The following is a 21,724-nucleotide window of genomic DNA, read 5'->3' as shown; positions in this document are numbered from 1 at the left end:
CAAAAACAAGAAGTTAAGCCTTTATAAGGCTTTGTTAAATAAGGTTACAGAAACCGGGGAAGCATAAAAAGCATAATAATGCCATTGTTAAGAGCGTGCATCAGGATAGGCCATAGGAGGCTATGATTTTCCAGCTTTAGCTTTCCGAAGAAATAACCTGCCAAAATTCGCGGGAATATAAGAAGTATTAAGAGCAGGTTGATCTCGAATGCTTCCACATAATTTCCTATGTGTACAAGCCCGAACAGGAAGGAGGTAAGCAACCAGACCGTTGTAGTGTGCCTGTATAAGAAGTGTCTCAGCTTCGCGATAAGTTCTTCCGGCAAAAAGGATTTCAGGAAAATAAATATTATAACGGAGCCAAGGAGTATAACTGCAAATTTCAGGAGCCAGTGGCCCTGGGTGGGTAAAATGTACATTCCTGATAAAGCCAGGAGACAGCAGAGAAAAAAGATCAATTCGTTATGGGAAGGACGAATAAGACTTCTAAAAACCCCTTCTTCTACAATAGGGGCGAAGACCACAGCCATTAAAGCAAATTTCAACGGGTTTTCATCCATCAGTTTGAAGAGCCCGCTTTGCTCATATTTATCAAAATCGAATTCCGGGAAAATCGCGTTCAGGAATCCCAGGAAGAGAAAGAATATAAAATAACAGGCCAGCAACATTCCGTAATTACGGAAGAGGTTCTTCAGTTTGAAAAGTAGATCTGTTTCTGGCATTGCCCCGGTTTATAGAGCAAATAAAAGCAATATTTCTAACAATCGCTCAGGCTCACCTTCACTGCGAGTCCGCCTTCTGAAGTTTCCTTATACTTGGAGTTCATATCCTTTGCGGTATCCCACATGGTCTCGATAACCTTATCTAAAGGGACCTTAGCTCTGGTGGCATCGCTTTCCAGTGCAATTTCAGCAGCGTTAATGGCTTTTATGGCTCCCATCGCATTCCTTTCTATACAGGGCACCTGCACAAGTCCGGCAATGGGATCGCAGGTAAGGCCAAGGTGGTGCTCCATTGCGATCTCACTGGCCATAAGCACCTGTTCGGGAGTACCTCCAAGCAGTTCGGTAAGGCCACCGGCAGCCATAGCTGAAGACACCCCGATTTCGGCCTGACAACCGCCCATAGCGGCAGAGATGGTAGCTCCTTTTTTAAAGAGACTGCCAATTTCACCTGCCACAAGCATAAAACGCTTCAGGTCCTCAAAGGTCGCATCGTGATTTTCTATCACCATATAATACATCATCACAGCCGGAACAGTTCCCGCACTCCCGTTGGTAGGAGCCGTAACCACGCGGCCAAGGGAAGCATTCACCTCATTCACGCTAAGTGCAAAGCAGCTCACCCATTTCAGGATCTGGCGGAACTTCACCTCGGTATTTCTTATGGCTGTGATCCATTCTTCCGGAGAATTATATTTTTCTTCCCCAATAAGGCGCTGGTGCATCTCGAAGGCACGGCGTTTCACATTAAGCCCTCCGGGAAGAGTCCCTTCGGTGTGGCAGCCGGTGAACATAGATTCCAGCATTACCTGCCAGATCTGTTTCAGGCCTGCATCGATATCGGCTTCACTGCGAAGTGATTTTTCATTTTCCAGTACGATTTCTGAAATAGTCTTGTTTTCGGCTTTGCAATATGCCAAAAGTTCGGTGGCCTTTTCGATTGGAAAGGGAAAATCCTCAAAAGTCTGCATCTTCTTTTTGGCATTCTTTCTTTCCTTCTTCACAACAAATCCGCCGCCTATGGAATAGAAAGAAGAAGCGGTTTTTTTACCGTTGGAAAGTTTAGCCCTGAAGGTCATTCCGTTAGGATGAAATTCGAGGAATTTGCGGTTGAACTTTACATCGGTATCCATACTGAAGCTGATATTTTTTTCAGCATTAAGAGGTAAGACCTTATTATCTCTGATGTTTTGAATTTCAGATTCTATAAGGCTGATATCCATAGTCACCGGATCGTGCCCGCAAAGGCCGAGCAGTGTGGCGATATCTGTCGCGTGACCTTTACCGGTAAGAGATAAAGAGCCGTAAAGATCTATATGGATACTCTCTACCTGGTCAAAAGTGCCTTTAGCCTTTAGTTCGCCAATCCAACGCTGGGCGGCGCGCCAGGGTCCAAGAGTGTGGGAGCTGGAAGGTCCAACTCCAACTTTCAACATATCAAAAACACTGATACATTCTATTTTTCGCATTTCAGAGTACTATTTGAGGGCAAAAATAATGATTTGTTAGCGCTGCAGAGAAAAAAATGAAAAAATAATAAACAATTCCGTATGCAGGTGGAAGAAAGTTTGGATAGCAATGAAAAGATGAGAAATAGTGGGAGAGCCATTCGTCTGTAATGGAAGCCAATTTGGTTTATTTGGCAGCCAGAATGTCTATCTTAGAAATATTTGGCGTGGCGCGCAAAAGATCTTTGGCACTCTCCATTAATTTTTTTGCGATCTCTCCGTTAAGATGGGCTTTCTGACCCTCTTCTCCTTCAAAGGTGTCAAATATTCCGAAGGTTTCAGCATCCATTTTAAAGGCGAACCAGTGTATGGTCTTATCCTCTTTTTTAGCCATTTCCACGGCATTTTCTAAAAAAGTTTCCACTTCTTTTTCCTTTCCTTCTTTGGCAACAACGGTGGCCAGTAATCCTTTCTTAATCATCTCAAATCAGTTTAAAAATTAACACATATAAGTTAAGGAAAGTGACGATTTGGTGGTGGTAATTTATTGTTAAAGCTTTGCAGGGGAGAGCTTCAGGCATTATGACAACCTGTCATAACTTTTCTGATGGCACAATGATTGACTTTAAACGGGTGAAACATTGAAAAAATAACACAAAAATCAACGTATAAAGTTATGAGTAAAATAATTGGAATTGACTTAGGTACTACCAACTCGTGCGTTGCCGTAATGGAAGGTAACGAACCAACGGTGATACCTAACGCCGAAGGAAAAAGAACTACGCCTTCTGTAATTGCATTTGTTGAAGGCGGCGAGATAAAAGTTGGGGATCCGGCCAAGCGTCAGGCGGTGACCAATCCTCAAAAGACCATTTCGTCTATCAAGCGTTTTATGGGGAACAAATATTCTGAGTCTGAAAAAGAAGCAGGAAGAGTACCTTATAAAGTGGTAAAAGGAGATAACGATACTCCTCGTGTAGATGTAGACGGAAGAAAGTATACTCCGCAGGAACTTTCTGCTATGGTACTTCAGAAGATGAAGAAGACCGCAGAAGATTATCTTGGACAGGATGTAACCGAAGCGGTGATTACCGTTCCTGCATACTTTAATGACTCTCAGCGTCAGGCTACAAAAGAAGCCGGTGAGATCGCAGGACTTAAGGTAAGCCGTATCATTAACGAGCCAACCGCAGCAGCACTTGCTTACGGACTGGACAAAAAATCTCAGGATCAGAAGATCGCTGTGTATGACCTTGGTGGTGGTACATTTGATATCTCTATCCTTGAACTGGGAGACGGTGTATTTGAAGTATTGTCTACTAACGGTGATACTCACCTTGGTGGTGACGACTTTGATGAGGTGATCATAGATTACCTTGCAGATACCTTCCAAAAAGCAGAAGATATTGATCTTAGAAAAGATCCTATGGCACTTCAGCGTTTAAAAGAAGCTGCAGAGAAAGCGAAGATCGAGCTTTCTTCTTCTTCTCAAACCGAAGTAAACTTGCCATATGTAACCGCTACTGCAAGCGGACCTAAACACCTTGTAGAGACCCTTACCAGATCTAAATTTGAGCAATTGGCTCACGATCTTGTGAAGAGATCTATGGACCCGGTTCAAAAAGCATTAAAAGATGCAGGGCTATCCAAAAGCGATATCGATGAGGTAATCCTTGTTGGTGGTTCAACCCGTATTCCTAAGATCCAGGAAGAAGTAGAAGCGTTCTTCGGAAAGAAACCTTCTAAAGGAGTGAACCCGGATGAGGTTGTGGCGATTGGTGCAGCTATCCAGGGTGGTGTACTTACAGGAGACGTGAAAGATGTATTGCTTCTTGATGTTACTCCACTTTCTTTAGGTATTGAAACTATGGGAGGAGTGAACACTAAACTTATCGAGGCCAATACCACGATCCCAACCAAGAAGTCACAAACTTTCTCTACTGCAGCAGATAATCAGCCATCGGTTGAGATCCACGTACTTCAGGGAGAGCGTCCAATGGCGGCAGACAACAAGACAATTGGTAGATTCCACTTAGACGGAATTCCACCAGCGCCAAGAGGAACTCCTCAAATTGAAGTGACTTTCGATATTGATGCCAACGGTATCATTAAAGTAAGCGCTACAGATAAAGCAACCGGTAAGTCTCAGGATATTCGTATCGAAGCTTCTTCAGGATTGACAGAAGAGGAAATCGAAAAAATGAAGAAAGAGGCTGAAGCAAATGCTGAATCTGATAAGCAAGCGAAAGAGAAAGTTGATAAGCTTAACGAAGCTGATGCAATGATCTTCCAGACTGAAAAGCAATTGAAAGAATTTGGTGATAAACTTTCTGATGAGAAGAAAAAGCCAATCGAAGATGCATTGGAAGAGCTTAAGAAGGCTTACGAAACTAAGGAAGTTGAAACCATTCAGCCTGCTTTAGACAAGATCAATGAAGCCTGGAAAACAGCTTCAGAAGAGATGTATAAAGCACAACAGGAAGCTCAGGGCGGAGCAGGAGCACAGCAAGGTGCAACCGGAGCTCAGGGTGGAGCTGCTGAAGGTGGAGACACCAAAAGTGGAGATGATGTAGAAGATGTAGACTTCGAAGAAGTGAAGTAATCTTTGAATCCATATAATTGCAAAAAAGCGCGGTATTTACTGCGCTTTTTTTGATGTCAAAACATCAAAAAAAAGCCTGGCTGAACAGCCAGGCTTTTTGTATGAAATAAAGATTCCTTTACCTATTTCTTAGGACCTTTCTTTCTGCTGTGTTTCAATACTTCAGCTTCCATATAGAAAATGATCTCTTCAGCAATATTGGTGATCAAATCCCCCACGCGCTCTATCTTTTTAATTACAGAGAATAGTAAAAGGTACTGATCGATCAATTCAGGATTTTTCTTTACCTCTTCAGAGATCACGTTGAAAGAGTTCAGGTTGATCTTATTAAGTAGCTTATCTTTCTTGAATACCTTTCTTGCTTTTGAGGCGTCTTCATTTTTAAAGGCCACCTGAATATCATCCAGCATAGAAAGGGCAGAATCGTACATTTCCTGGAAACGCAGGTTATCCAGTAATTTGTGATCTACAGGGGTGTCTACTTCCACGATATATTTAGAAATTCCATAAGCGTGATCACCAACCCTTTCAAGATCGAAATTGATCTTTCTTAACGCCAATACAAACCTGAGGTCTACTGCAACCGGATTATGTAAGGCAATAAAACGTTCGCAGTCTCTGTCAATCCTTAGGTCAAGACTATTGACCCGGTTTTCGGCGTGAAGAACTTCTTCAGCAAGGTCATTATCGTGATTAAGAAATGCTTCCCTGGATTTTTTTAGCTGTTTACGGCAGAGATCGAACATCTCCATTCCGTGCTGTTTTAACAAATCCCTGTGTTCATCTAAATTTATCATAGTTGAAGGTTTATCCGAAACGACCGGTGATATAATTCTCGGTTTGTTCTTTTTCCGGGTGGGTAAATAGTTTATTAGTCTTGTCAAACTCTATGAGATCTCCCATATAGAAGAAGGCAGTACTGTCACTTACTCGACTTGCCTGCTGCATATTGTGGGTAACGATCACGATAGTATACTTTTCTTTTAACTGATAGATAAGGTCTTCTATCTTGGCAGTTGAGATAGGGTCCAGGGCAGAAGTAGGTTCATCCATTAAAATAATGGAGGGTTCCACAGCCAGGGCGCGGGCTATACAAAGCCTTTGCTGCTGACCTCCGGAGAGAGCAAGAGCCGATTTGTTAAGATCGTCTTCAACTTCATTCCATAGTCCAACCTGCTTCAAAGACTCTTCAACACGCTCCTTTAGAAAGCTCTTGTCTTTGATTCCCTGTATTTTCAGACCGTACGCAACATTTTCGTAGATAGATTTAGGGAAAGGGTTAGGTTTTTGAAATACCATTCCCACCTGCTTTCTCAGTAATTCTACGTTTATATCCTTATCGTAAATATTCTCTCCGTCAATATTGATCTCACCTTCCATTCTGAAGCTGTCAACATAGTCATTCATTCGGTTGAACAACCTCAGGAACGTAGATTTACCACATCCTGAAGGGCCAATAAAAGCGGTAACCTTGTTGGGTTTAATATCCATACTAACCCCTTTAATGGCGAGAAAATCGCCATACCATACTTTTACATTCTTGGCCTGAAGTTTATATTTTCGTTGAAGGCTGCTGTCTATAACGCTTTCCTTCTTTTTTTTCTTTTTGATCATAGTATAACACTTGTGCTATTTAAACTTTTTCTGCCATTTATTTCTGAAGTAAACAGCAATTCCGTTCATTACAAAGGTAATCAACAATAATATAATGATGGCTGCCGCAGCATTTTCCACGAAACCGTGCTGTGGCCTGGTGATCCAGTTAAAGATCTGTATAGGCAATACCGAGAACTCATCCATAGTAGAAGTGGGCGCAAAAGGCACATAGGCCAAAGCTCCGATAACAATTAGCGGAGCGGTTTCCCCAACGGCTCTGGAAAGGGCAAGGATCACCCCTGTTAAAATACCTCCAAAAGAGGCCGGTAATAACTGGTGGTACACGGTTTGCCATTTAGAGGCTCCCATCGCAAAAGAGGCATCTCTAACCGATTTTGGAACAGCTTTCAAAGCTTCTCGGGTAGAAACGATCACAATTGGCAGGATCAGCAGGGCAAGGGTAAAACTACCTGCCAGTACACTCGATCCCATTTCCATAATACGTACAAATACTTCAAGCCCCAAAAGACCATAGATAACCGATGGTACCCCGGCAAGATTGGAAATATTTACTTCAAGTATCGTAGAAAGCTTGTTCTTCTTATTGTACTCTTCGAGATAGATCGCAGCTGCAATCCCAACAGGAAGGGCGATGATAGTGGTTAAAACCAGTACCCAGATACTTCCCATTAGAGCAGTGAAGATTCCTGATTTTTCGGCTTTTCTTGACGGCAGATTGGTTATAAAATCCCAGTCTATCCTCATAACTCCATCTATCAGGATATTCCCGATAAAAATAGCCAATAGTACCAGTCCTAAAAGGGTACAGGTAACTCCCCAGTATTTGAAGGCCTGATCTTTGAGTCTGTTTTTTCTGATATTATTCATATTTCTCCTGGAATTTTTTTCTGATTCTGTAACTCAAGGTGTTCAAAAGGAATGTAAATATGAACAGGGTGATCCCCGCCGCAAAAATAGTCTTATATTCCAGGGAATCGTGCTGTACATCTCCCAGGCTTACCTGTACGATATAAGCCGTTATGGTCTCTACCGGAACGGTAGGGTCAAATGTAAATCTCGGTTGTTGTCCCGCTGCTATGGCCACGATCATCGTTTCTCCAATCGCCCTTGAAATAGCCAGGATTATGGAAACCACGATTCCTGATGAAGCTGCAGGAACCATTACTTTTAAAGAATTCTGAAGTTTGGTAGATCCCATTCCGTAAGCTGCTTCCCTTAAAGAGTTTGGTACCGCGTGCAGGGCATCTTCACTTAAGGAAGATATGTAAGGAATAATCATTATCCCCATTACGATACCGGCTGAAAGGGAGTTGAAACTTGAAATTTCTGGAAAAATGGACTGTAAGAAGGGCGTTACCACCATTAACGCAAAAAAACCGTAAACCACAGTAGGTACGGCTGCTAATAATTCTAGTAATGGCTTGATGGTCCTTCTGAAGCTCTTGGGCGCATATTCGCTTAAATAGATACTTATGGATAATCCTACCGGTACCGCAAAAGCAATTGCAATAACCGAAGTAAGCAAAGTACCCGATAAAAGAGCCAAGATACCAAAATGTTTGTCGGTGAATAAAGGAGTCCATTGAGTATCGGTAAGGAAGTCAAAAATGGAAACCTCGCTGAAAAAATTTACAGCTTCAATAGACAAAACTAAAATGATACCTATGGTAACGGCAATAGTAATTAAGGAGCTTGCCAGCAAGAGTCGCTCAATTACTAATTCTTTTAGTTTTCGCATTAAATGAACAATTAAAAAAGAGCATTAGGTTTTTATGAACCTAATGCTCTTTTAGAATGAAAAGTTATTTTGATTTGTTATCCTCAACTTTATTTTCCTTAACAAAGCTTTCGAATTTAGCCTTTTGCTCGGCATATTCGTCTTCGGTAAGCGGGAAGTATCCCACGTCTTTAGCAAGACTTCCGGCCTCATCAAGATAAAAGTTCACGAATTCCACCACGGTAGGATTCTGAATTGCTTTACTGCTTACATAAATGAATAATGGTCTTGAAAGAGGAGCGTATGTTCCGTTATTAACCGTCTCGGCTGACGGAGTGATAGGACCATTCCCGCCATCTACAGCGGCTAAAGCAAGTTTGTCTGAATTTGCCTCGTAATAAGCCAGTCCAAAAAATCCAAGACCATACTTATCACCTGCAACTCCCTGTACCAGTACATTGTCATCTTCACTGGCAGTAAAGTCTCCACGGCTGGCTCCGCTTTCTCCTACAATAGCTTCAGTAAAGTAGTCGAATGTTCCCGAAGCTACACCAGGTCCAAAAAGGTGAATTTCTTCATCCGGCCATTCCGGATTTACCTGGCTCCATTTTGTGATCTTGCCTTGTGCTGCAGGCTCCCAGATCTTTTTTAGTTCTTCCACGGTAAATGACTTTGCCCAGTCATTTTCAGGATTTATTACAACCGCAAGTCCGTCATATGCAACTTCAAGCTCTACAAAATTGATTCCGTTCTCTTTTGCAACCGCAGCCTCCTTGTCTTTAATCTCTCTGGAAGCATCTGAGATATCGGTTTCTCCGCGGGTGAACTTCTGGAATCCACCACCGGTTCCTGAAACTCCTATGGTTACATTTACTTTTGGTTTCTCTGATCTGAATTCTTCAGCAACAGCTTCGGTAATAGGGTAAACTGTACTGGAACCGTCTACAGAAATGCTTCCGGATTCGTCACCCTTTTGTCCTTTTTTGTTTCCACAGGCAATCATTGAGAAAGCAAGGGCGGTAATAAATAATACTTTTTTCATTGTTTTCTATGTTTAAAAATGAATATCAACTTGTAATCTGTACATCACCTCGTTGTCCAGGTTGTCTGCATAGTCGTTTAGACTAAGGTCTGTCTGAACCTTAAGTTTATGTTTAACCAAATATTTTGAAAGACCTAAAGTGTACTGGTTTTCAACACCAACACCGGTAATGTCTTCATCCAGCTTAATAGTAGTATATCTACCAACAACTTCAAAATTATTTTTGAATAAATAAGCAGCCTGGGCGTTAAAACCGTCTCCTACCTGTACCACATCTCCGGTTGGCAGACCGTTCTCATCAACAGCTATTGGGTTGTCTGCACTCCTATCGGCATATTCGGCCATTAGTGTTACTCCCCGGTACTTCATCATCGCATCAAGGAAGAAGGTTTTGATGTCTGTTTCGTAAAAACCGGTTTCGGTTTCCATATAATCTCCGTCCACAGATTCTGTTCTTACGGCATTCCCGTTATGGCTGTATGCTGCACCAATGGCAAGCTTGGGAGTTTCCTCTCTGGCAAAATCGGCTCCTGAATAAGCATCGAAATCTCCGAATGGGAAAAGCTCAGCTCTTCCTGTGAAATGATAGCCTCCTTTGTTTCCTCTGGTAACATTTCTTCCTTCACCCTGTGAAAGAGCAACCGCCTCTTTTAAGATCACGTTGTTCCCAAGGTCAAAATAGTGGTGTAACTGAACTCCCATCTCACGGTCTACATTAAATACACTGTTTACCAGGGAACGATCTACGGTTTGCATATTTCCGGAAGAGATTATACGTTCACGGTTACCCGGAAGTTTAGTCTGACCTACCCACAGGTCGAAATTTTCATAGAAATTCCATTTGATAACCGCATCCAGAATATAACGCGGAGCATCGTGGGTATACTCTGAAGCTCCTGAAATATCTCGGTTGGAAAGCCCAAGTTCCATTTTATATCTCAATTTTGGAGAGTAGGCAAAACCTTTAAATTTTAAACGGGCTCTTCTTACCAAAAAGTTAGAAGTTCCGTTTTCTAAAGCTGAATTATCAGGGGAGTCCCAATTGCTTGTAAAAAGGGATTGAAATCTTGCAGCAAAGTTCAAACTGTAAGAACTGTCTTTTGCAACCACATTTACAAGGCCTTTACCGAATGTGTTCTCGGTAATCTCCTGTGCGTTCACACTTAAAATCGATATCAGCAAGAAAGCTGATAATAAATGCCATTTCATTTTCATTACCTATTAGTTTTTGTCAGTGCAAATAACAGCTTCTAATGTTAATTTAATGTTATTTGCAGATTATGCTTAAATGAAAATAATTGGGAAAAAAAGCCTTTCCTGCGGGAAAGGCTCAAACATAAAATAAAGTCGACAAAAACTAAAATTTTATGAAATGGCTTTACCTAAATAAAGCTATCCAAAAATGACGAATTCCTTTAATAAGTAGTTAAAGTGAAAATTAAGTAATGTTTATCAAAAAGTTTTAGTCCGGCAGCTGGCCATAATATTGGGAAACTTCTCTTTACATTCAGTTAATTTTGATGAAGAAAAAGAGCTTTTAAGGCCTCTATTATAGATGAAAGTTAAACAAAACCTTTACAACAGATATTCTTAAGAAAACAGGGTATACAGGTAAACAAGGTTGAAGAGGATCAGGATAAAGAAACAAAGCATACTAAAGATGCGGTAATTTTTCCCCGGTCTTTCGGCTTCGGGCATTTGCTTTCCCGTTACCAGTTTATAATTGAACCAGGCCAGAAAGGGAGCCGATAAAAAGGACAGGGCAGTGGCGAAATCTATTAATACCGTGAATGAGGCCGAAAAGAAAAAAAGAATGAATAAGGAAAGGCTGGGAATAATTAAAACACTTAACCTGTAATTCTTCCATTTCGAGCTCTCTTTTTGTTCCTGTTTTAAGCTTGAAAAAATTTCAGAGATCACTCTTGGGAAAGCATCGGTTACCGCAAGGGTGGTGCTGAACATAGTCACAAAGGCTGCAACTGCTACAAGAGGCTTGCTCCAGCTGCCAAGTGTTTTTCCGTATAAATCTATAAGCTGTCCGGAAAACTCCACCCCGTTCCCGGAAAACCCAACTCCGCTGCCAAACATTATTAAGGCACCCATACTGAAGAACAATACTCCTATAAAGGCTGCCGCCAGGTAACCAATATTGAAATCGGCAAAGGCTTCCCTGATACTGGTCTTACGGTTAGTGCTCAGGGCTTTTTCCCGGGTCCATATAGAATGCCATACCGAGGCATCAAGTGGGATAGGCATCCAGCCCATAAAGGAAATGATAAAGGCGATCCCGGCTTTATTCCAGACATCGGGAGGAGTGTTTTCAAGAGCATTTTCAAATCGTTCGCCACCAAAGGCAAAGCTTACCGCGATTAGCGTAGCCACTCCCAGGAAGCTAATAATGATCTTCATACTTTTATCGAGTGCCGGGTACTTACCTATTAAAAGCAAACCGATACAGGCCGTGAGGATGATAAGGCTCCAGTAAAAAGACGACAGGCCAAGGCCAAAAAGGCGCTCTGCTATTCCGGCAGTAACTACGGTCACCGCAGCCTGAATGATGAACATACTTCCAACGGTGATAAAAACAAAAGTCCAGAACGGGAATTTTCCCAGTTTTTTATATCCGCTAATGAGATGCCTGCCTGTTCCTGCAGCGAATCTTGGCCCAAATTCCAGGAAAGGATACTTGGTCACGCAGGCCAGGATCAGAACCCACCAGAGCAAGAATCCATAGTCGGCGCCGGCGCGGGTAGCCTGTACCAGGTGCGAAACTCCTATTGCTGCCCCCGCCAGAAGGAATCCGGGACCTATACTTCTTAAAATTGAACTGGGTTTTGTTTTGACAGGGGAGGAGTTTTCTTTCATAAGCTAATTGCTTTCCTTGCAGGAGGTGGTTTTGTTCCGCTTTAAGGAGTGAATTTACACAAATTCAGAAATTATGGAGGGCTTCACCTCGTGACCACCATTAAACCTGATGATCCCGAAGTTTTCAGAAAAGATATTATGCAGTCTCTCTTCCTCGATCTCTACGATCCCATTTTTAAGATATTCATCTTCCTTGCCGTACACAAATGAGAATTTGGTGTCCTTAAGGAAACTAAAGTCTTCTTTGGTAAGTTCCTGTGGTACTTTTCCTGAGAGCATAATTAGCCTTGAGCAATTGATCCTGCGCCTCGCCACCCAACGGGCAGCGACCGAGACTCCCTGGGAATAGCCTAAAATTATAAGGTTTGGAGCTTCTTTGAGGTTTTCAGCTTCATAAACAGCATCAAGGTAATTCAGCACATTCTCTATTTCAGTTTCCGTGTTTTCCCTGGTTAGCCAGGAAGCGCCAACGTGTTTGTATTTTCCGTTCAGGTAATACTTAGATTGGGCCTGGGGCGCGATGATATAGTTATCATCCTTGTCCAGCTGTTTAAAATACTTCAGAAAATACCGGCTTAAATAACCGATCCCGTGGCAGACCACCCAAACATTTTTGGTTTGAGAGGTAAATTCATTCAATACACTATAAGTGTTGGTGATCTGGTAAGAAAGCTGCTTTTCGGTACTCATTTTTCTGAAGTGGTTTTGTACTTTTACAAATAAACCAATCTTATTGCTATGACCAAAGAAGAACTTCTGGAACTAAGCACTAAAGTCTGCAAAAATACGCTGATGGAAACTCTTGAGATCGAGTTTACCGATGCGGGAGAGGATTACCTGGTTGCAAAAATGCCGGTAACCCCAAAGGTGCATCAGCCAGATGGCGTGCTCCACGGAGGGGCCAGCGTAGCCCTTGCCGAAAGCGTGGGGAGTATGGCCAGCTATGTCTTTCTGGATACCGATGAGTTTTTTGTGCGCGGGATAGAAATTTCCGCAAATCACGTGAGAAGCATCAGGGAAGGCTATGTTTATGCAAAGGCTACCTATCTCCATAAAGGGAGAACCACCCAGCTATGGAATATCAGGATCACTGATGAAGATGATAATCTTATCTCTATTGTTAAGTTGACCACTATTGCCCTCCCAAAAAAGAAGTAGATGATACACTTTGATGAATTTTTTGTAAAACTTGAAGATCACCTGGAGCAGCAGCTGCCGTGTGTTGCTTACAGAAGCCCTTCGGAAAATAACGGTCATACCAAGGCTTTGCTTCAGATGGATAACGGAATTCATAATACCATAGATTATTCGGAAAGCGGGTTTGTTTTTGCTCCCTTCGAAAAGAACCTGACCAGTTTCATTATTCCTGAAAAGGAAGCCGAATTTATGGAAACCGAATATCCGGAACCCGGGACAGAATTAAGGGTCAGGGAAGATATCATTAATCATTTTCCCCCGGAATTTCTGGGAGATGCCGACAGGAAGGATCACGAGGAACTTATTCAGAAAGCAATAGAAGAGATCGAAAAAGGCAAATTACAAAAGGTAGTGCTCGCGAGGAGGGAAAAGACCGATACCCAGCTTACGGCCATAGAGATCTTTACCAGGCTGCTTAAAAAATATGAAAATGCCTTTGTTTATCTCTGGTTTCACCCTAAGACCGGCTTGTGGCTTGGCGCTACTCCCGAAACTTTACTGAACGTGGAGCGAACCAAATTTAAGACTATGGCCCTGGCCGGGACGCAGAAGTTCAAAGGAGAGTTGGAAGTGGACTGGGGGCAGAAGGAAAAAGAAGAACAGCAGCTGGTAACCGATTTTATCCTGGAGAATTTAAAGGACATCGCCACAGGGGAGATCACTGCTAAAGGCCCTTATACCTCAAGAGCGGGTAACCTTTTACATATAAGAACAGACATTAGCGGATATCTGGCCGGGAATGCCGGGTTAAAGGAGCTCATTAATGCGCTGCACCCCACGCCGGCGGTATGTGGCTTGCCTAAGGAACTTGCCGAAGATTTTATTCTTGAGAACGAGCATTATGACCGGGAATATTACTCCGGATTCCTGGGAGAGCTAAATATGAAAAAAGAGACCAAAAGAAGCTCTAATCGAAGAAACCAGGAAAACCAGGCTTACGGCAGTATTTCCAGAAAGAGTTCCCTGTATGTGAACCTGCGTTGTATGAAGCTGGAAAAAGGGAAAGCCAATCTTTACATAGGCGGCGGGATCACCAAAGGTTCCGATCCTTCAGACGAGTGGGAAGAAACCGTAAATAAATCCTATACCATAAAATCGGTTCTTGTGAAATAAGAATAAAGGCCTGGCCGGACTCCATCAGAAAATTGTAATTTTGGGTTGGATTATAAGTCTTAGTCTAACGTCAGTGAAATTAGGAGACTGACGAAACTGTATTTAAAAACACATTTGTGAAGTACTCTAAAATACCTGTTGCCAGATCTATAGTGGCGCTTTGTGTCGCCAAGAACATACATCACGTGGTAATTTCTCCCGGATCCAGAAATGCTCCTCTAACCATTGGTTTTACCCATCATCCCGAAATTAAAGCCTACAGTATCGTAGATGAGCGTTGTGCTGCTTTTTATGCTTTGGGAATGGCTCAGCAGCTGCAGCAGCCGGTAGCCCTGGTATGTACTTCGGGTTCGGCTTTGCTGAACTACTACCCGGCTATTTCAGAAGCTTTCTACAGCGACATCCCTCTGGTGGTGATCTCAGCCGACAGGCCTGTAGAGCGAATCGATATTGGCGACGGGCAGACCATCAGGCAAAAGAACGTATTTGAGAACCATATTCTGTATTCGGCGAACCTGCATTCTGAGCTGGTGATGGAAAGCGCCGCTACCGATAAAAAACTTCAGCAAAAACAATTTGAATCTCAGCGTCATAATGAGCGGGAGATCAATCTTGCCTTGAATAATGCAATTGAAGGAAAGGGACCTGTTCATATAAACGTTCCTTTCTATGAGCCGCTTTATGATACCGAAGAGAATATTGAAGTAGATCCGTTGCAGATCCTGCCTGAGTTAAGGGAACGCAGGTATTCACAAGAACAGCTGGAAGCCTATGCCGGGCTCTGGAACAAGGCTAAACGGAAAATGGTGATCGTGGGGGTGGCCCAGCCCAATGCGGTGGAACAGAGGTTCCTCGACAAGCTGGCCAAAGATCCTTCGGTGATCGTTTTTACCGAAACCACCTCAAACCTGCATCAGCCCGATTTCTTTACAAGGATAGATACCATTATTGGCCCCATAGAAAAAGATCAGAACAGGGAGGAGCTGTTTAAAGCTCTTCAGCCGGACATTCTGCTCACTTTCGGCGGGATGATCGTCTCCAAGAAGATCAAGGCTTTCCTGCGTAATTATAATCCGAAACAACACTGGCATATAGACCCTAAAAAGGCTTACAATACATTTTTCTCTCTGAACAAGCATTTTGAGACCAACGTGAATTCCTTCTTCGAAAGCTTTTTTCCTTTAACCGAAGCAACGGAAAGTGATTACGGTTCCTATTGGAAAAATATCAGGAAGAAGCGACAGGCGCGTCACGAGGAATATATGGATGAGATTCCTTATTCCGATCTTAAAGCGATGCAGCTTATCGTGCCTGAAGTGCCGGAGAACTACATTATGCATCTCGGCAACAGTTCTACCATAAGATATGCTCAGTTATTCAAATGGAAGGAAAGCCTGCACATCTTTTGTAACCGTGGCACCAGCGGGATAGACGGCAGTATTTCCACCGCAGTGGGAGCAGCCTGCGTTAACAATGAGCCCACGCTGATGATCTCCGGGGACCTTAGCTTTTTCTACGACAGCAATGCACTTTGGAACAATTACATTCCTTCCAGTTTCAGGATCATCATACTTAACAACAGTGGAGGAGGGATTTTCAGGATCCTGCCCGGAAACAAGAATTCAGAGAATTTTGAAACCTACTTCGAGACGGTACATAACCTGAAGGCAAAACCATTATGCGAGCTGTATGATCTTGAGTATGCTTCAGCAACTTCAGAAGAGGAAATAAAGGAAGGCCTAAGCGATTTCTTCGGTCCTTCAGAAAGGCCTAAGGTACTTGAGATTTTCACGCCGCGTAAGGTGAATGACGAAGTGCTTTTGGAATACTTCAATTTTATGAAATCTTAAGATTTTAAATTCGTCAATTTTATGGTATTTGGGTAAATTGGTTCTGTTATTAACCACTAAAACCTAAATATTATGAGTAAGACTGATGAAAAAGTAGGAACCTATATTCAGGATGTCAAGGAGAAGATCGGAGAAGAACCCGATGTGGATCTGCTTAGAAAAATAACCGAGTATTGCGGCCCCAGCGTCTTTATTAGCGATGCTGAAACCGTTGCAGCTTCAGACCAGGAAGAGCTTGACCGGGTGAAGAACAGTTTTTTGATCAATAAACTCGGGCTACCCGATAATGGCAAGCTGGATGAGGGGCTGAATGCCGTACTTGAGAAATATGGAAAATCGAACCGGCATAAATACCGGGCTGTTGTCTATTACCTGCTTACCAAATACTTTAAAAAAGAAAGTGTTTTTAAATAGAGACTTTTTTACCCGCATAACTGAATCCGTTTCTTCCATCCGGGAGAGACGGATTTTTTTGTTTTTAGTGAAGGCCGAAAAATATAAAGTATCTTTGCATCTCTAAATTAGAATTATGCTGACTATTGGCGAATATCATAGCCTTATTATAGACAGGGAGACTGATCCCGGTCTTTTTTTACGTGATGAAGAAGGCAACGAGGTGTTGCTTCCAAATAAATACATTCCGGAGACCTTTGAGATTGGAGATGAGATTGAGGTCTTTGTATACCTGGATCACGAGGAACGTCCCGTGGCTACAACTTTACACCCTTTGGTGAAGCTTGATGAATTTGGTTTTCTGAAATGTGTTGAGGTTACCGAATTTGGAGCCTTCCTTGACTGGGGGCTGGAGAAGCACCTTTTTGTGCCATTCAAGGAACAAGCTTACCCGATGAAAAAAGGACACTGGTACCTGATCTTCTGTTATCTTGACCTGGACACCAACAGGCTGGTGGCTTCCAGTAAGGTTCACGCCTTTTTGGATAATTCAGAATTAACGGTAGAGCCTTTTCAGGAGGTAGACCTGATCATTAGCAACAAGTCTGACCTGGGATATAATGTGATCATTAATGAGCTGCATTTGGGACTTATCTATAACGACGATGTCTTTCAGCCGCTCAATGTTGGGGACCATATTAAAGGTTTTATCAAAAAGACAAGGCCGGACGGGAAGATCGATGTTACCCTGCAGCGTCCGGGGTACAGGAGTATCGAGCCAAACGCCCAAACCATTCTTGACGAACTGAAGAGGCACGGCGGGTTTCTGGAAGTGACCGATAAGTCGGCCCCGGAAAAAATTCAGCAGCTCTTCCAGATGAGCAAGAAGAGCTTTAAGCGTGCCGCAGGGAACCTTTATAAGCAACGGCTTATAGATATTACCAAGGAAGGGCTTTACCTGAAGGAAACAGGGAAGTAACAGGCGTCTCTAAATCCTTAAAAAGTTTATTTTTACAGTAAATTGAATATTATGAGTAAGATCGACTGGAAAACAGTAAAAGAATACGACGATATCACCTATAAAAAAGCGAACGGGGTTGCCCGAATCGCTTTTAACAGGCCCGATGTAAGAAATGCGTTCAGGCCAAAGACCACGAGCGAATTGCTGGATGCTTTTCACGATGCGCACGAAGATACTTCTATCGGAGTTGTCTTGCTATCGGCTGAAGGACCATCTTCCAAAGACGGAAAATGGGCTTTTTGCAGTGGAGGAGACCAGAAAGCCAGGGGGCACCAGGGATATGTGGGAGAAGACGGATATCACCGTTTGAACATCCTCGAAGTGCAGCGTCTTATCAGGTTTATGCCGAAGGCCGTGATCTGCGTGGTTCCCGGTTGGGCCGTAGGAGGAGGGCACAGCCTTCACGTGGTTTGTGACCTGACCCTTGCCAGTAAGGAGAATGCCATCTTTAAACAGACCGATGCCGATGTGACCAGTTTTGATGCAGGTTATGGTTCGGCTTACCTTGCCAAGATGGTAGGGCAGAAGAAGGCTCGTGAGATCTTTTTCCTCGGAAGAAATTATTCAGCCCAGGAAGCTTACGAGATGGGAATGGTCAATGCCGTGATTCCTCACGATGAGCTTGAGGATACCGCTTACGAGTGGGCCCAGGAGATCCTTGCCAAGTCCCCAACCTCCATAAAAATGCTGAAATTCGCAATGAACCTTACCGACGACGGAATGGTAGGGCAACAGGTGTTTGCAGGCGAAGCGACCAGGCTGGCATATATGACCGATGAAGCCAAGGAAGGAAGAAATGCCTTTCTCGAAAAACGAAAGCCTAACTTCGAAAAGAAATGGATCCCTTAAGAAAGGGGAAAAATCCTGTTTATCTGAAACCACGAATTCACTACTTTGAGAAGTAGAAGATTCGTGGTTTTTTATTTCCACGCAACCTTTGGCTTTTTTCGTGTCTTATTAATAGATGCGAAATAATCTTAATTATGAAGAATGTAATTGCATACCTGATCCTTATTCCTTCTTTTTTACTTTCCTGCAGTATTGCTCAGGAGAAATCCGGAAAGATCGAAGGCAATAGCGGCATAAACTATAATGAAAGCAAGGAAATGTGGGCGGAGATGAAAGAGGTGAACGGGAACTCATACTCTTACACACTTGAGTTCATTTCCTGGACCGGAGCCGGCTCCAGGACCACCATCACTGTAAAGGACGGGATTGTGGCTGAACGTTACTATGAAGCTTTTTTACAGAAAACTGAGGACGGTGAGCATAACGAAGAAATTACAGAGACCTATACCGAAACCAACGATGAAATAGGCTCTCACGAGGCGGGAGCCGAACCTCTTAGCGTAGATGAATTATACGAGTTATGTCTCGCAGAATACCTCGTGGTAAATGAGACAGAGAATACGATCTATTTCAACACGACTCAGCAGGGTGTTATTTCCGAATGCGGATATGTGCCCGAAAATTGTGTTGACGATTGTTTCAGAGGCTTTCAGATGTCTCACTTCGAATGGTTGTAACTAACTGCATCCAATCAAAAAAGCCACGAATTAATTTCGTGGCTTTTTTTATCTAACTAATTAAAATACGGGTTTTATCTTAATTTCGGATATTCTGAAGGATTGGATTCGTGCATAATTGCATAAACCTTTTCAAAAATATCCTCGGCTGATGGTTTAGAGAAATAATCTCCATCGGTTCCGTAAGCCGGTCTGTGTTCTTTAGCCGTCAAGGTTTGCGGTTTGCTATCCAAGTATCTGTAAGCATTCTGTTCTTCCAGGATATGCTGAAGAATATAGGAAGAAGCGCCTCCCGGTACATCTTCATCTATTACCAGCAAACGGTTGGTCTTTTCCACGCTTTTTACAATATCGTGGTTCAGGTCAAATGGTAACAGGGACTGTACATCTATCACTTCGGCATCTATTCCCACCTCCTGAAGCTCCTGAGCGGTTTGCTCAACGATCCTAAGGGTAGAACCATAAGAAACAAGGGTGATATCTGCTCCTTCCTTTACGGTTTCCACAACTCCAATTGGGGTTCTGAATTCCCCAAGATTCTTCGGCATTCTTTCTTTAAGACGGTAGCCGTTAAGACACTCTATTACAAGTGCAGGAACATCCTGTTCAAGCAGGGTGTTATAGAATCCTGCCGCTTTGGTCATATTTCTCGGAACAAGCACATACATCCCGCGTAACAGGTTGAGAAGGCCTCCAAGTTGCGATCCGCTGTGCCAGATACCTTCCAGCCGGTGTCCTCTTGTTCTTACAATAAGAGGAGCTTTCTGCTTTCCTTTGGTCCTGTACTGAAGTGTTGAAAGGTCATCACTCATCGTTTGAAGCGCATACATCACATAATCCAGGTACTGGATCTCTGCGATAGGACGCAGGCCTCTCATCGCCATCCCGATTCCCTGCCCGAGGATAGTCGCTTCGCGGATACCAACATCGGCAACCCGAAGTTTTCCGTGCTTCTTCTGAAGTCCTTCAAGGCCCTGGTTCACATCGCCAATCTCTCCCGAATCCTCTCCAAAGATGAGGGTTTCAGGGTAGTTGCTGAAGATGGTATCAAAGTTGTCACGCAGGATAACTCTTGCATCCACCTCTTTGCTTTCTTCATCATAAACAGGTTTTACCTCTTCCGTTTCAGGAAATTTAGTACTGTAAAGATGACTGCTGTATTCTTCCTGGGTGGTTTCAGAATATTCTTCAAGCCAGTTTATAAATTCGGTCTTTTCACTGCTTTCTTCCCCAATCAGGTAACGAAGACTTCTTCTTGCGATAGAAACAAGGTCTTTTTTAAGCGGTTCCTTATTCCCTTTAAGTTCGTTGACAAGTGGTACCAGAAAGTTCTTGTTAGAACTGGATTTAGCCACCTTTGTAAGTACCTTAAGAAGTTCCTTCTGTTTGTTGCGCGTTGGCTCCAGGTAAGAATTCCAGGCTTCTTTTTTACCTTCCCGAACTTCTTTTTTGATGTCTTTTTCTATAGCATCAAGTTCTTCAGCAGTACTGAAATCGTTCTGAAGTATCCACTCCCTTAATTTTGCATTACAGTCATACTCCTTTTCCCAGGCAAGGCGATCTTCACTCTTATAGCGTTCGTGAGAACCTGAAGTGGAGTGTCCCTGTGGCTGGGTAAGTTCTTTTACGTGAATTAGAACCGGGCAATGCTCATTTCTGGCAATTGCGGCTGCCTTTTCATAAGCTTCCACAAGGGCTACATAATCCCAGCCGTTAACGACTATGATCTCGTAACCTTTGTTGTCTTCATCACGCTGAAATCCTTTAAGGATCTCTGAAATATTTTCTTTTGTGGTCTGATATTTGGCGTGTACCGAAATTCCGTATTCATCATCCCAAACGCTAAGCACCATTGGCACCTGCAGCACCCCGGCGGCATTTACGGTCTCCCAGAAATGTCCTTCGCTGGTACTGGCGTTACCTATGGTTCCCCAGGCAACCTCGTTCCCTTTGTCTGAAAATTTTTCGGCATCTATTCCTTCAACATTTCGGTAGATCTTTGAAGCCTGGGCAAGCCCCAGAAGTCTTGGCATCTGGCCGGCGGTAGGAGAGATGTCGGCACTGGAATTCTTCTGCTGCATCAGGTTCTTCCAGGTTCCGTCTTCGTTAAGACTGTGGGTGGTAAAATGCCCTCCCATTTGTCTTCCGCCAGACATTGGTTCGTGCTCTATATTGGTGTCGGCATAAAGGCCGGCAAAAAATTGTGAAATGCTAAGTTCATTGATGGCCATCATAAAGGTCTGATCGCGATAGTAACCCGATCTGAAATCCCCCTTCTTGAAGGCCTTTGCCATTGCAAGCTGCGGAACTTCTTTCCCATCACCAAATATTCCGAATTTGGCCTTCCCGGTAAGAACTTCGCGCCGTCCCAGTAAACTACATTCCCGGCTGGTAACGGCGATCTTGTAATCTTCTAAAACCTGCGATTTAAAATCTTCAAAAGAAATTGAATCTTTAGTCTGTGTTTCGCTTTGCATGAACTTTGTTTTGTATGGAATCAAAGGTAACGAAAACTATGATTATATACAATTCATTAATTTTAAGATATATTGATAAATATCTAATGCAAATTTCAGTTTAAAGAGAATTGTAAAATTTTATCTGAAATAAC

Annotated in this window: 20 protein-coding genes; 8 read left to right on the top strand and 12 right to left on the bottom strand. The window is 43.0% G+C overall.

Going from position 1 to position 21,724, the window contains the following annotated elements:
* Positions 1–44: 44 nt before the first annotated feature.
* The 3 genes from ACFQ3Q_RS11605 to ACFQ3Q_RS11595 all read right to left on the bottom strand — a co-directional run bounded on the left by ACFQ3Q_RS11605 (position 45) and on the right by ACFQ3Q_RS11595 (position 2,651).
* A complete protein-coding gene (locus tag ACFQ3Q_RS11605; RefSeq protein WP_380746008.1) occupies positions 45–722 on the bottom strand; it encodes a CPBP family intramembrane glutamic endopeptidase in 678 nt (225 codons plus the stop codon).
* Positions 723–757: 35 nt separating this feature from the next.
* A complete protein-coding gene (locus ACFQ3Q_RS11600; protein ID WP_380746006.1) occupies positions 758–2,191 on the bottom strand; it encodes an L-serine ammonia-lyase in 1,434 nt (477 codons plus the stop codon).
* A gap of 166 nt (positions 2,192–2,357) precedes the next feature.
* A complete protein-coding gene (locus tag ACFQ3Q_RS11595; RefSeq protein ID WP_380746004.1) occupies positions 2,358–2,651 on the bottom strand; it encodes a putative quinol monooxygenase in 294 nt (97 codons plus the stop codon).
* A gap of 168 nt (positions 2,652–2,819) precedes the next feature.
* On the opposite strand from ACFQ3Q_RS11595, the gene dnaK reads away from it, so the two are divergent.
* Entirely contained in the window at positions 2,820–4,772 is a 1,953-nt protein-coding gene (gene dnaK, locus ACFQ3Q_RS11590) for a molecular chaperone DnaK (RefSeq protein ID WP_380746341.1), read from the top strand.
* A gap of 122 nt (positions 4,773–4,894) precedes the next feature.
* On the opposite strand, the gene phoU is transcribed toward dnaK, so the two are convergent.
* The 8 genes from phoU to ACFQ3Q_RS11550 form a co-directional block, all read right to left on the bottom strand.
* The gene (gene phoU / locus ACFQ3Q_RS11585; RefSeq protein ID WP_380746002.1) at positions 4,895–5,569 is read right to left on the bottom strand and encodes a phosphate signaling complex protein PhoU; all 675 of its coding nucleotides are present in this window, start codon (positions 5,567–5,569) and stop codon (positions 4,895–4,897) included.
* A 10-nt stretch (positions 5,570–5,579) separates the two neighbouring features.
* Entirely contained in the window at positions 5,580–6,386 is an 807-nt protein-coding gene (gene pstB / locus ACFQ3Q_RS11580) for a phosphate ABC transporter ATP-binding protein PstB (protein ID WP_380746000.1), read from the bottom strand.
* A gap of 15 nt (positions 6,387–6,401) precedes the next feature.
* Positions 6,402–7,256: a phosphate ABC transporter permease PstA gene (gene pstA / locus ACFQ3Q_RS11575; protein WP_380745998.1), complete on the bottom strand. Its 855-nt coding sequence runs from the start codon at positions 7,254–7,256 to the stop codon at positions 6,402–6,404.
* Complete coding sequence (gene pstC / locus ACFQ3Q_RS11570) at positions 7,249–8,127, bottom strand: phosphate ABC transporter permease subunit PstC (protein ID WP_380745996.1); 879 nt, start codon at positions 8,125–8,127, stop codon at positions 7,249–7,251. The genes pstA and pstC overlap by 8 nt, the downstream gene beginning before the upstream one ends.
* A gap of 64 nt (positions 8,128–8,191) precedes the next feature.
* On the bottom strand, positions 8,192–9,148 hold the full coding sequence (locus ACFQ3Q_RS11565; protein ID WP_380745994.1) for a PstS family phosphate ABC transporter substrate-binding protein: 957 nt from the start codon (positions 9,146–9,148) through the stop codon (positions 8,192–8,194).
* A 12-nt stretch (positions 9,149–9,160) separates the two neighbouring features.
* On the bottom strand, positions 9,161–10,357 hold the full coding sequence (locus ACFQ3Q_RS11560; protein WP_380745992.1) for a porin: 1,197 nt from the start codon (positions 10,355–10,357) through the stop codon (positions 9,161–9,163).
* A 381-nt stretch (positions 10,358–10,738) separates the two neighbouring features.
* Entirely contained in the window at positions 10,739–12,013 is a 1,275-nt protein-coding gene (locus ACFQ3Q_RS11555; RefSeq protein WP_380745990.1) for an Nramp family divalent metal transporter, read from the bottom strand.
* Between the two features lie 54 nt (positions 12,014–12,067).
* The gene (locus ACFQ3Q_RS11550; RefSeq protein WP_380745988.1) at positions 12,068–12,703 is read right to left on the bottom strand and encodes an alpha/beta hydrolase; all 636 of its coding nucleotides are present in this window, start codon (positions 12,701–12,703) and stop codon (positions 12,068–12,070) included.
* A gap of 48 nt (positions 12,704–12,751) precedes the next feature.
* Between ACFQ3Q_RS11550 and ACFQ3Q_RS11545 the strand changes: the two genes are divergently transcribed.
* From ACFQ3Q_RS11545 to ACFQ3Q_RS11515, 7 genes are all read left to right on the top strand, one after another.
* Entirely contained in the window at positions 12,752–13,171 is a 420-nt protein-coding gene (locus ACFQ3Q_RS11545) for a PaaI family thioesterase (RefSeq protein ID WP_380745986.1), read from the top strand.
* The gene (locus ACFQ3Q_RS11540) at positions 13,172–14,323 is read left to right on the top strand and encodes a chorismate-binding protein (RefSeq protein WP_380745984.1); all 1,152 of its coding nucleotides are present in this window, start codon (positions 13,172–13,174) and stop codon (positions 14,321–14,323) included.
* Positions 14,324–14,439: 116 nt separating this feature from the next.
* On the top strand, positions 14,440–16,173 hold the full coding sequence (menD, locus tag ACFQ3Q_RS11535; protein WP_380745982.1) for a 2-succinyl-5-enolpyruvyl-6-hydroxy-3-cyclohexene-1-carboxylic-acid synthase: 1,734 nt from the start codon (positions 14,440–14,442) through the stop codon (positions 16,171–16,173).
* Positions 16,174–16,245: 72 nt separating this feature from the next.
* Positions 16,246–16,587 carry a DUF2853 family protein gene (locus ACFQ3Q_RS11530; RefSeq protein WP_380745980.1) on the top strand — a complete coding sequence of 114 codons (342 nt, stop codon included), beginning with the start codon at positions 16,246–16,248 and terminating at the stop codon, positions 16,585–16,587.
* Positions 16,588–16,702: 115 nt separating this feature from the next.
* Positions 16,703–17,545 (top strand): CvfB family protein, encoded by an 843-nt coding sequence (locus ACFQ3Q_RS11525; RefSeq protein ID WP_380745978.1) that lies wholly within the window; start codon positions 16,703–16,705, stop codon positions 17,543–17,545.
* A 51-nt stretch (positions 17,546–17,596) separates the two neighbouring features.
* Complete coding sequence (locus ACFQ3Q_RS11520) at positions 17,597–18,436, top strand: 1,4-dihydroxy-2-naphthoyl-CoA synthase (RefSeq protein ID WP_380745976.1); 840 nt, start codon at positions 17,597–17,599, stop codon at positions 18,434–18,436.
* 134 nt (positions 18,437–18,570) lie between these two features.
* Positions 18,571–19,113 carry a hypothetical protein gene (locus tag ACFQ3Q_RS11515; RefSeq protein WP_380745974.1) on the top strand — a complete coding sequence of 181 codons (543 nt, stop codon included), beginning with the start codon at positions 18,571–18,573 and terminating at the stop codon, positions 19,111–19,113.
* A gap of 74 nt (positions 19,114–19,187) precedes the next feature.
* Here the strand turns inward: ACFQ3Q_RS11515 and ACFQ3Q_RS11510 are convergent, their stop codons facing one another.
* A complete protein-coding gene (locus ACFQ3Q_RS11510; RefSeq protein WP_380745972.1) occupies positions 19,188–21,590 on the bottom strand; it encodes an alpha-ketoacid dehydrogenase subunit alpha/beta in 2,403 nt (800 codons plus the stop codon).
* Positions 21,591–21,724 lie beyond the last annotated feature (134 nt).

This window comes from Salegentibacter chungangensis (assembly GCF_042678405.1).
Classification (GTDB): domain Bacteria; phylum Bacteroidota; class Bacteroidia; order Flavobacteriales; family Flavobacteriaceae; genus Salegentibacter_A; species Salegentibacter_A chungangensis.
The sequence above is the reverse complement of the archived record's forward strand: the minus strand, read 5'-3'. Positions and strand labels throughout refer to the sequence as shown.

Bases quoted from the DNA above. Each gene is read 5' to 3' on its own strand.
- ACFQ3Q_RS11605 (WP_380746008.1), bottom strand. From the start codon at position 722: ATGCCAGAAACAGATCTACTTTTCAAACTGAAGAACCTCTTCCGTAAT.
- ACFQ3Q_RS11600 (WP_380746006.1), bottom strand. From the start codon at position 2,191: ATGCGAAAAATAGAATGTATCAGTGTTTTTGATATGTTGAAAGTTGGA.
- ACFQ3Q_RS11595 (WP_380746004.1), bottom strand. From the start codon at position 2,651: ATGATTAAGAAAGGATTACTGGCCACCGTTGTTGCCAAAGAAGGAAAG.
- phoU (WP_380746002.1), bottom strand. From the start codon at position 5,569: ATGATAAATTTAGATGAACACAGGGATTTGTTAAAACAGCACGGAATG.
- pstB (WP_380746000.1), bottom strand. From the start codon at position 6,386: ATGATCAAAAAGAAAAAAAAGAAGGAAAGCGTTATAGACAGCAGCCTT.
- pstA (WP_380745998.1), bottom strand. From the start codon at position 7,256: ATGAATAATATCAGAAAAAACAGACTCAAAGATCAGGCCTTCAAATAC.
- pstC (WP_380745996.1), bottom strand. From the start codon at position 8,127: ATGCGAAAACTAAAAGAATTAGTAATTGAGCGACTCTTGCTGGCAAGC.
- ACFQ3Q_RS11565 (WP_380745994.1), bottom strand. From the start codon at position 9,148: ATGAAAAAAGTATTATTTATTACCGCCCTTGCTTTCTCAATGATTGCC.
- ACFQ3Q_RS11560 (WP_380745992.1), bottom strand. From the start codon at position 10,357: ATGAAATGGCATTTATTATCAGCTTTCTTGCTGATATCGATTTTAAGT.
- ACFQ3Q_RS11555 (WP_380745990.1), bottom strand. From the start codon at position 12,013: ATGAAAGAAAACTCCTCCCCTGTCAAAACAAAACCCAGTTCAATTTTA.
- ACFQ3Q_RS11550 (WP_380745988.1), bottom strand. From the start codon at position 12,703: ATGAGTACCGAAAAGCAGCTTTCTTACCAGATCACCAACACTTATAGT.
- ACFQ3Q_RS11545 (WP_380745986.1), top strand. From the start codon at position 12,752: ATGACCAAAGAAGAACTTCTGGAACTAAGCACTAAAGTCTGCAAAAAT.
- ACFQ3Q_RS11540 (WP_380745984.1), top strand. From the start codon at position 13,172: ATGATACACTTTGATGAATTTTTTGTAAAACTTGAAGATCACCTGGAG.
- ACFQ3Q_RS11530 (WP_380745980.1), top strand. From the start codon at position 16,246: ATGAGTAAGACTGATGAAAAAGTAGGAACCTATATTCAGGATGTCAAG.
- ACFQ3Q_RS11525 (WP_380745978.1), top strand. From the start codon at position 16,703: ATGCTGACTATTGGCGAATATCATAGCCTTATTATAGACAGGGAGACT.
- ACFQ3Q_RS11520 (WP_380745976.1), top strand. From the start codon at position 17,597: ATGAGTAAGATCGACTGGAAAACAGTAAAAGAATACGACGATATCACC.
- ACFQ3Q_RS11515 (WP_380745974.1), top strand. From the start codon at position 18,571: ATGAAGAATGTAATTGCATACCTGATCCTTATTCCTTCTTTTTTACTT.
- ACFQ3Q_RS11510 (WP_380745972.1), bottom strand. From the start codon at position 21,590: ATGCAAAGCGAAACACAGACTAAAGATTCAATTTCTTTTGAAGATTTT.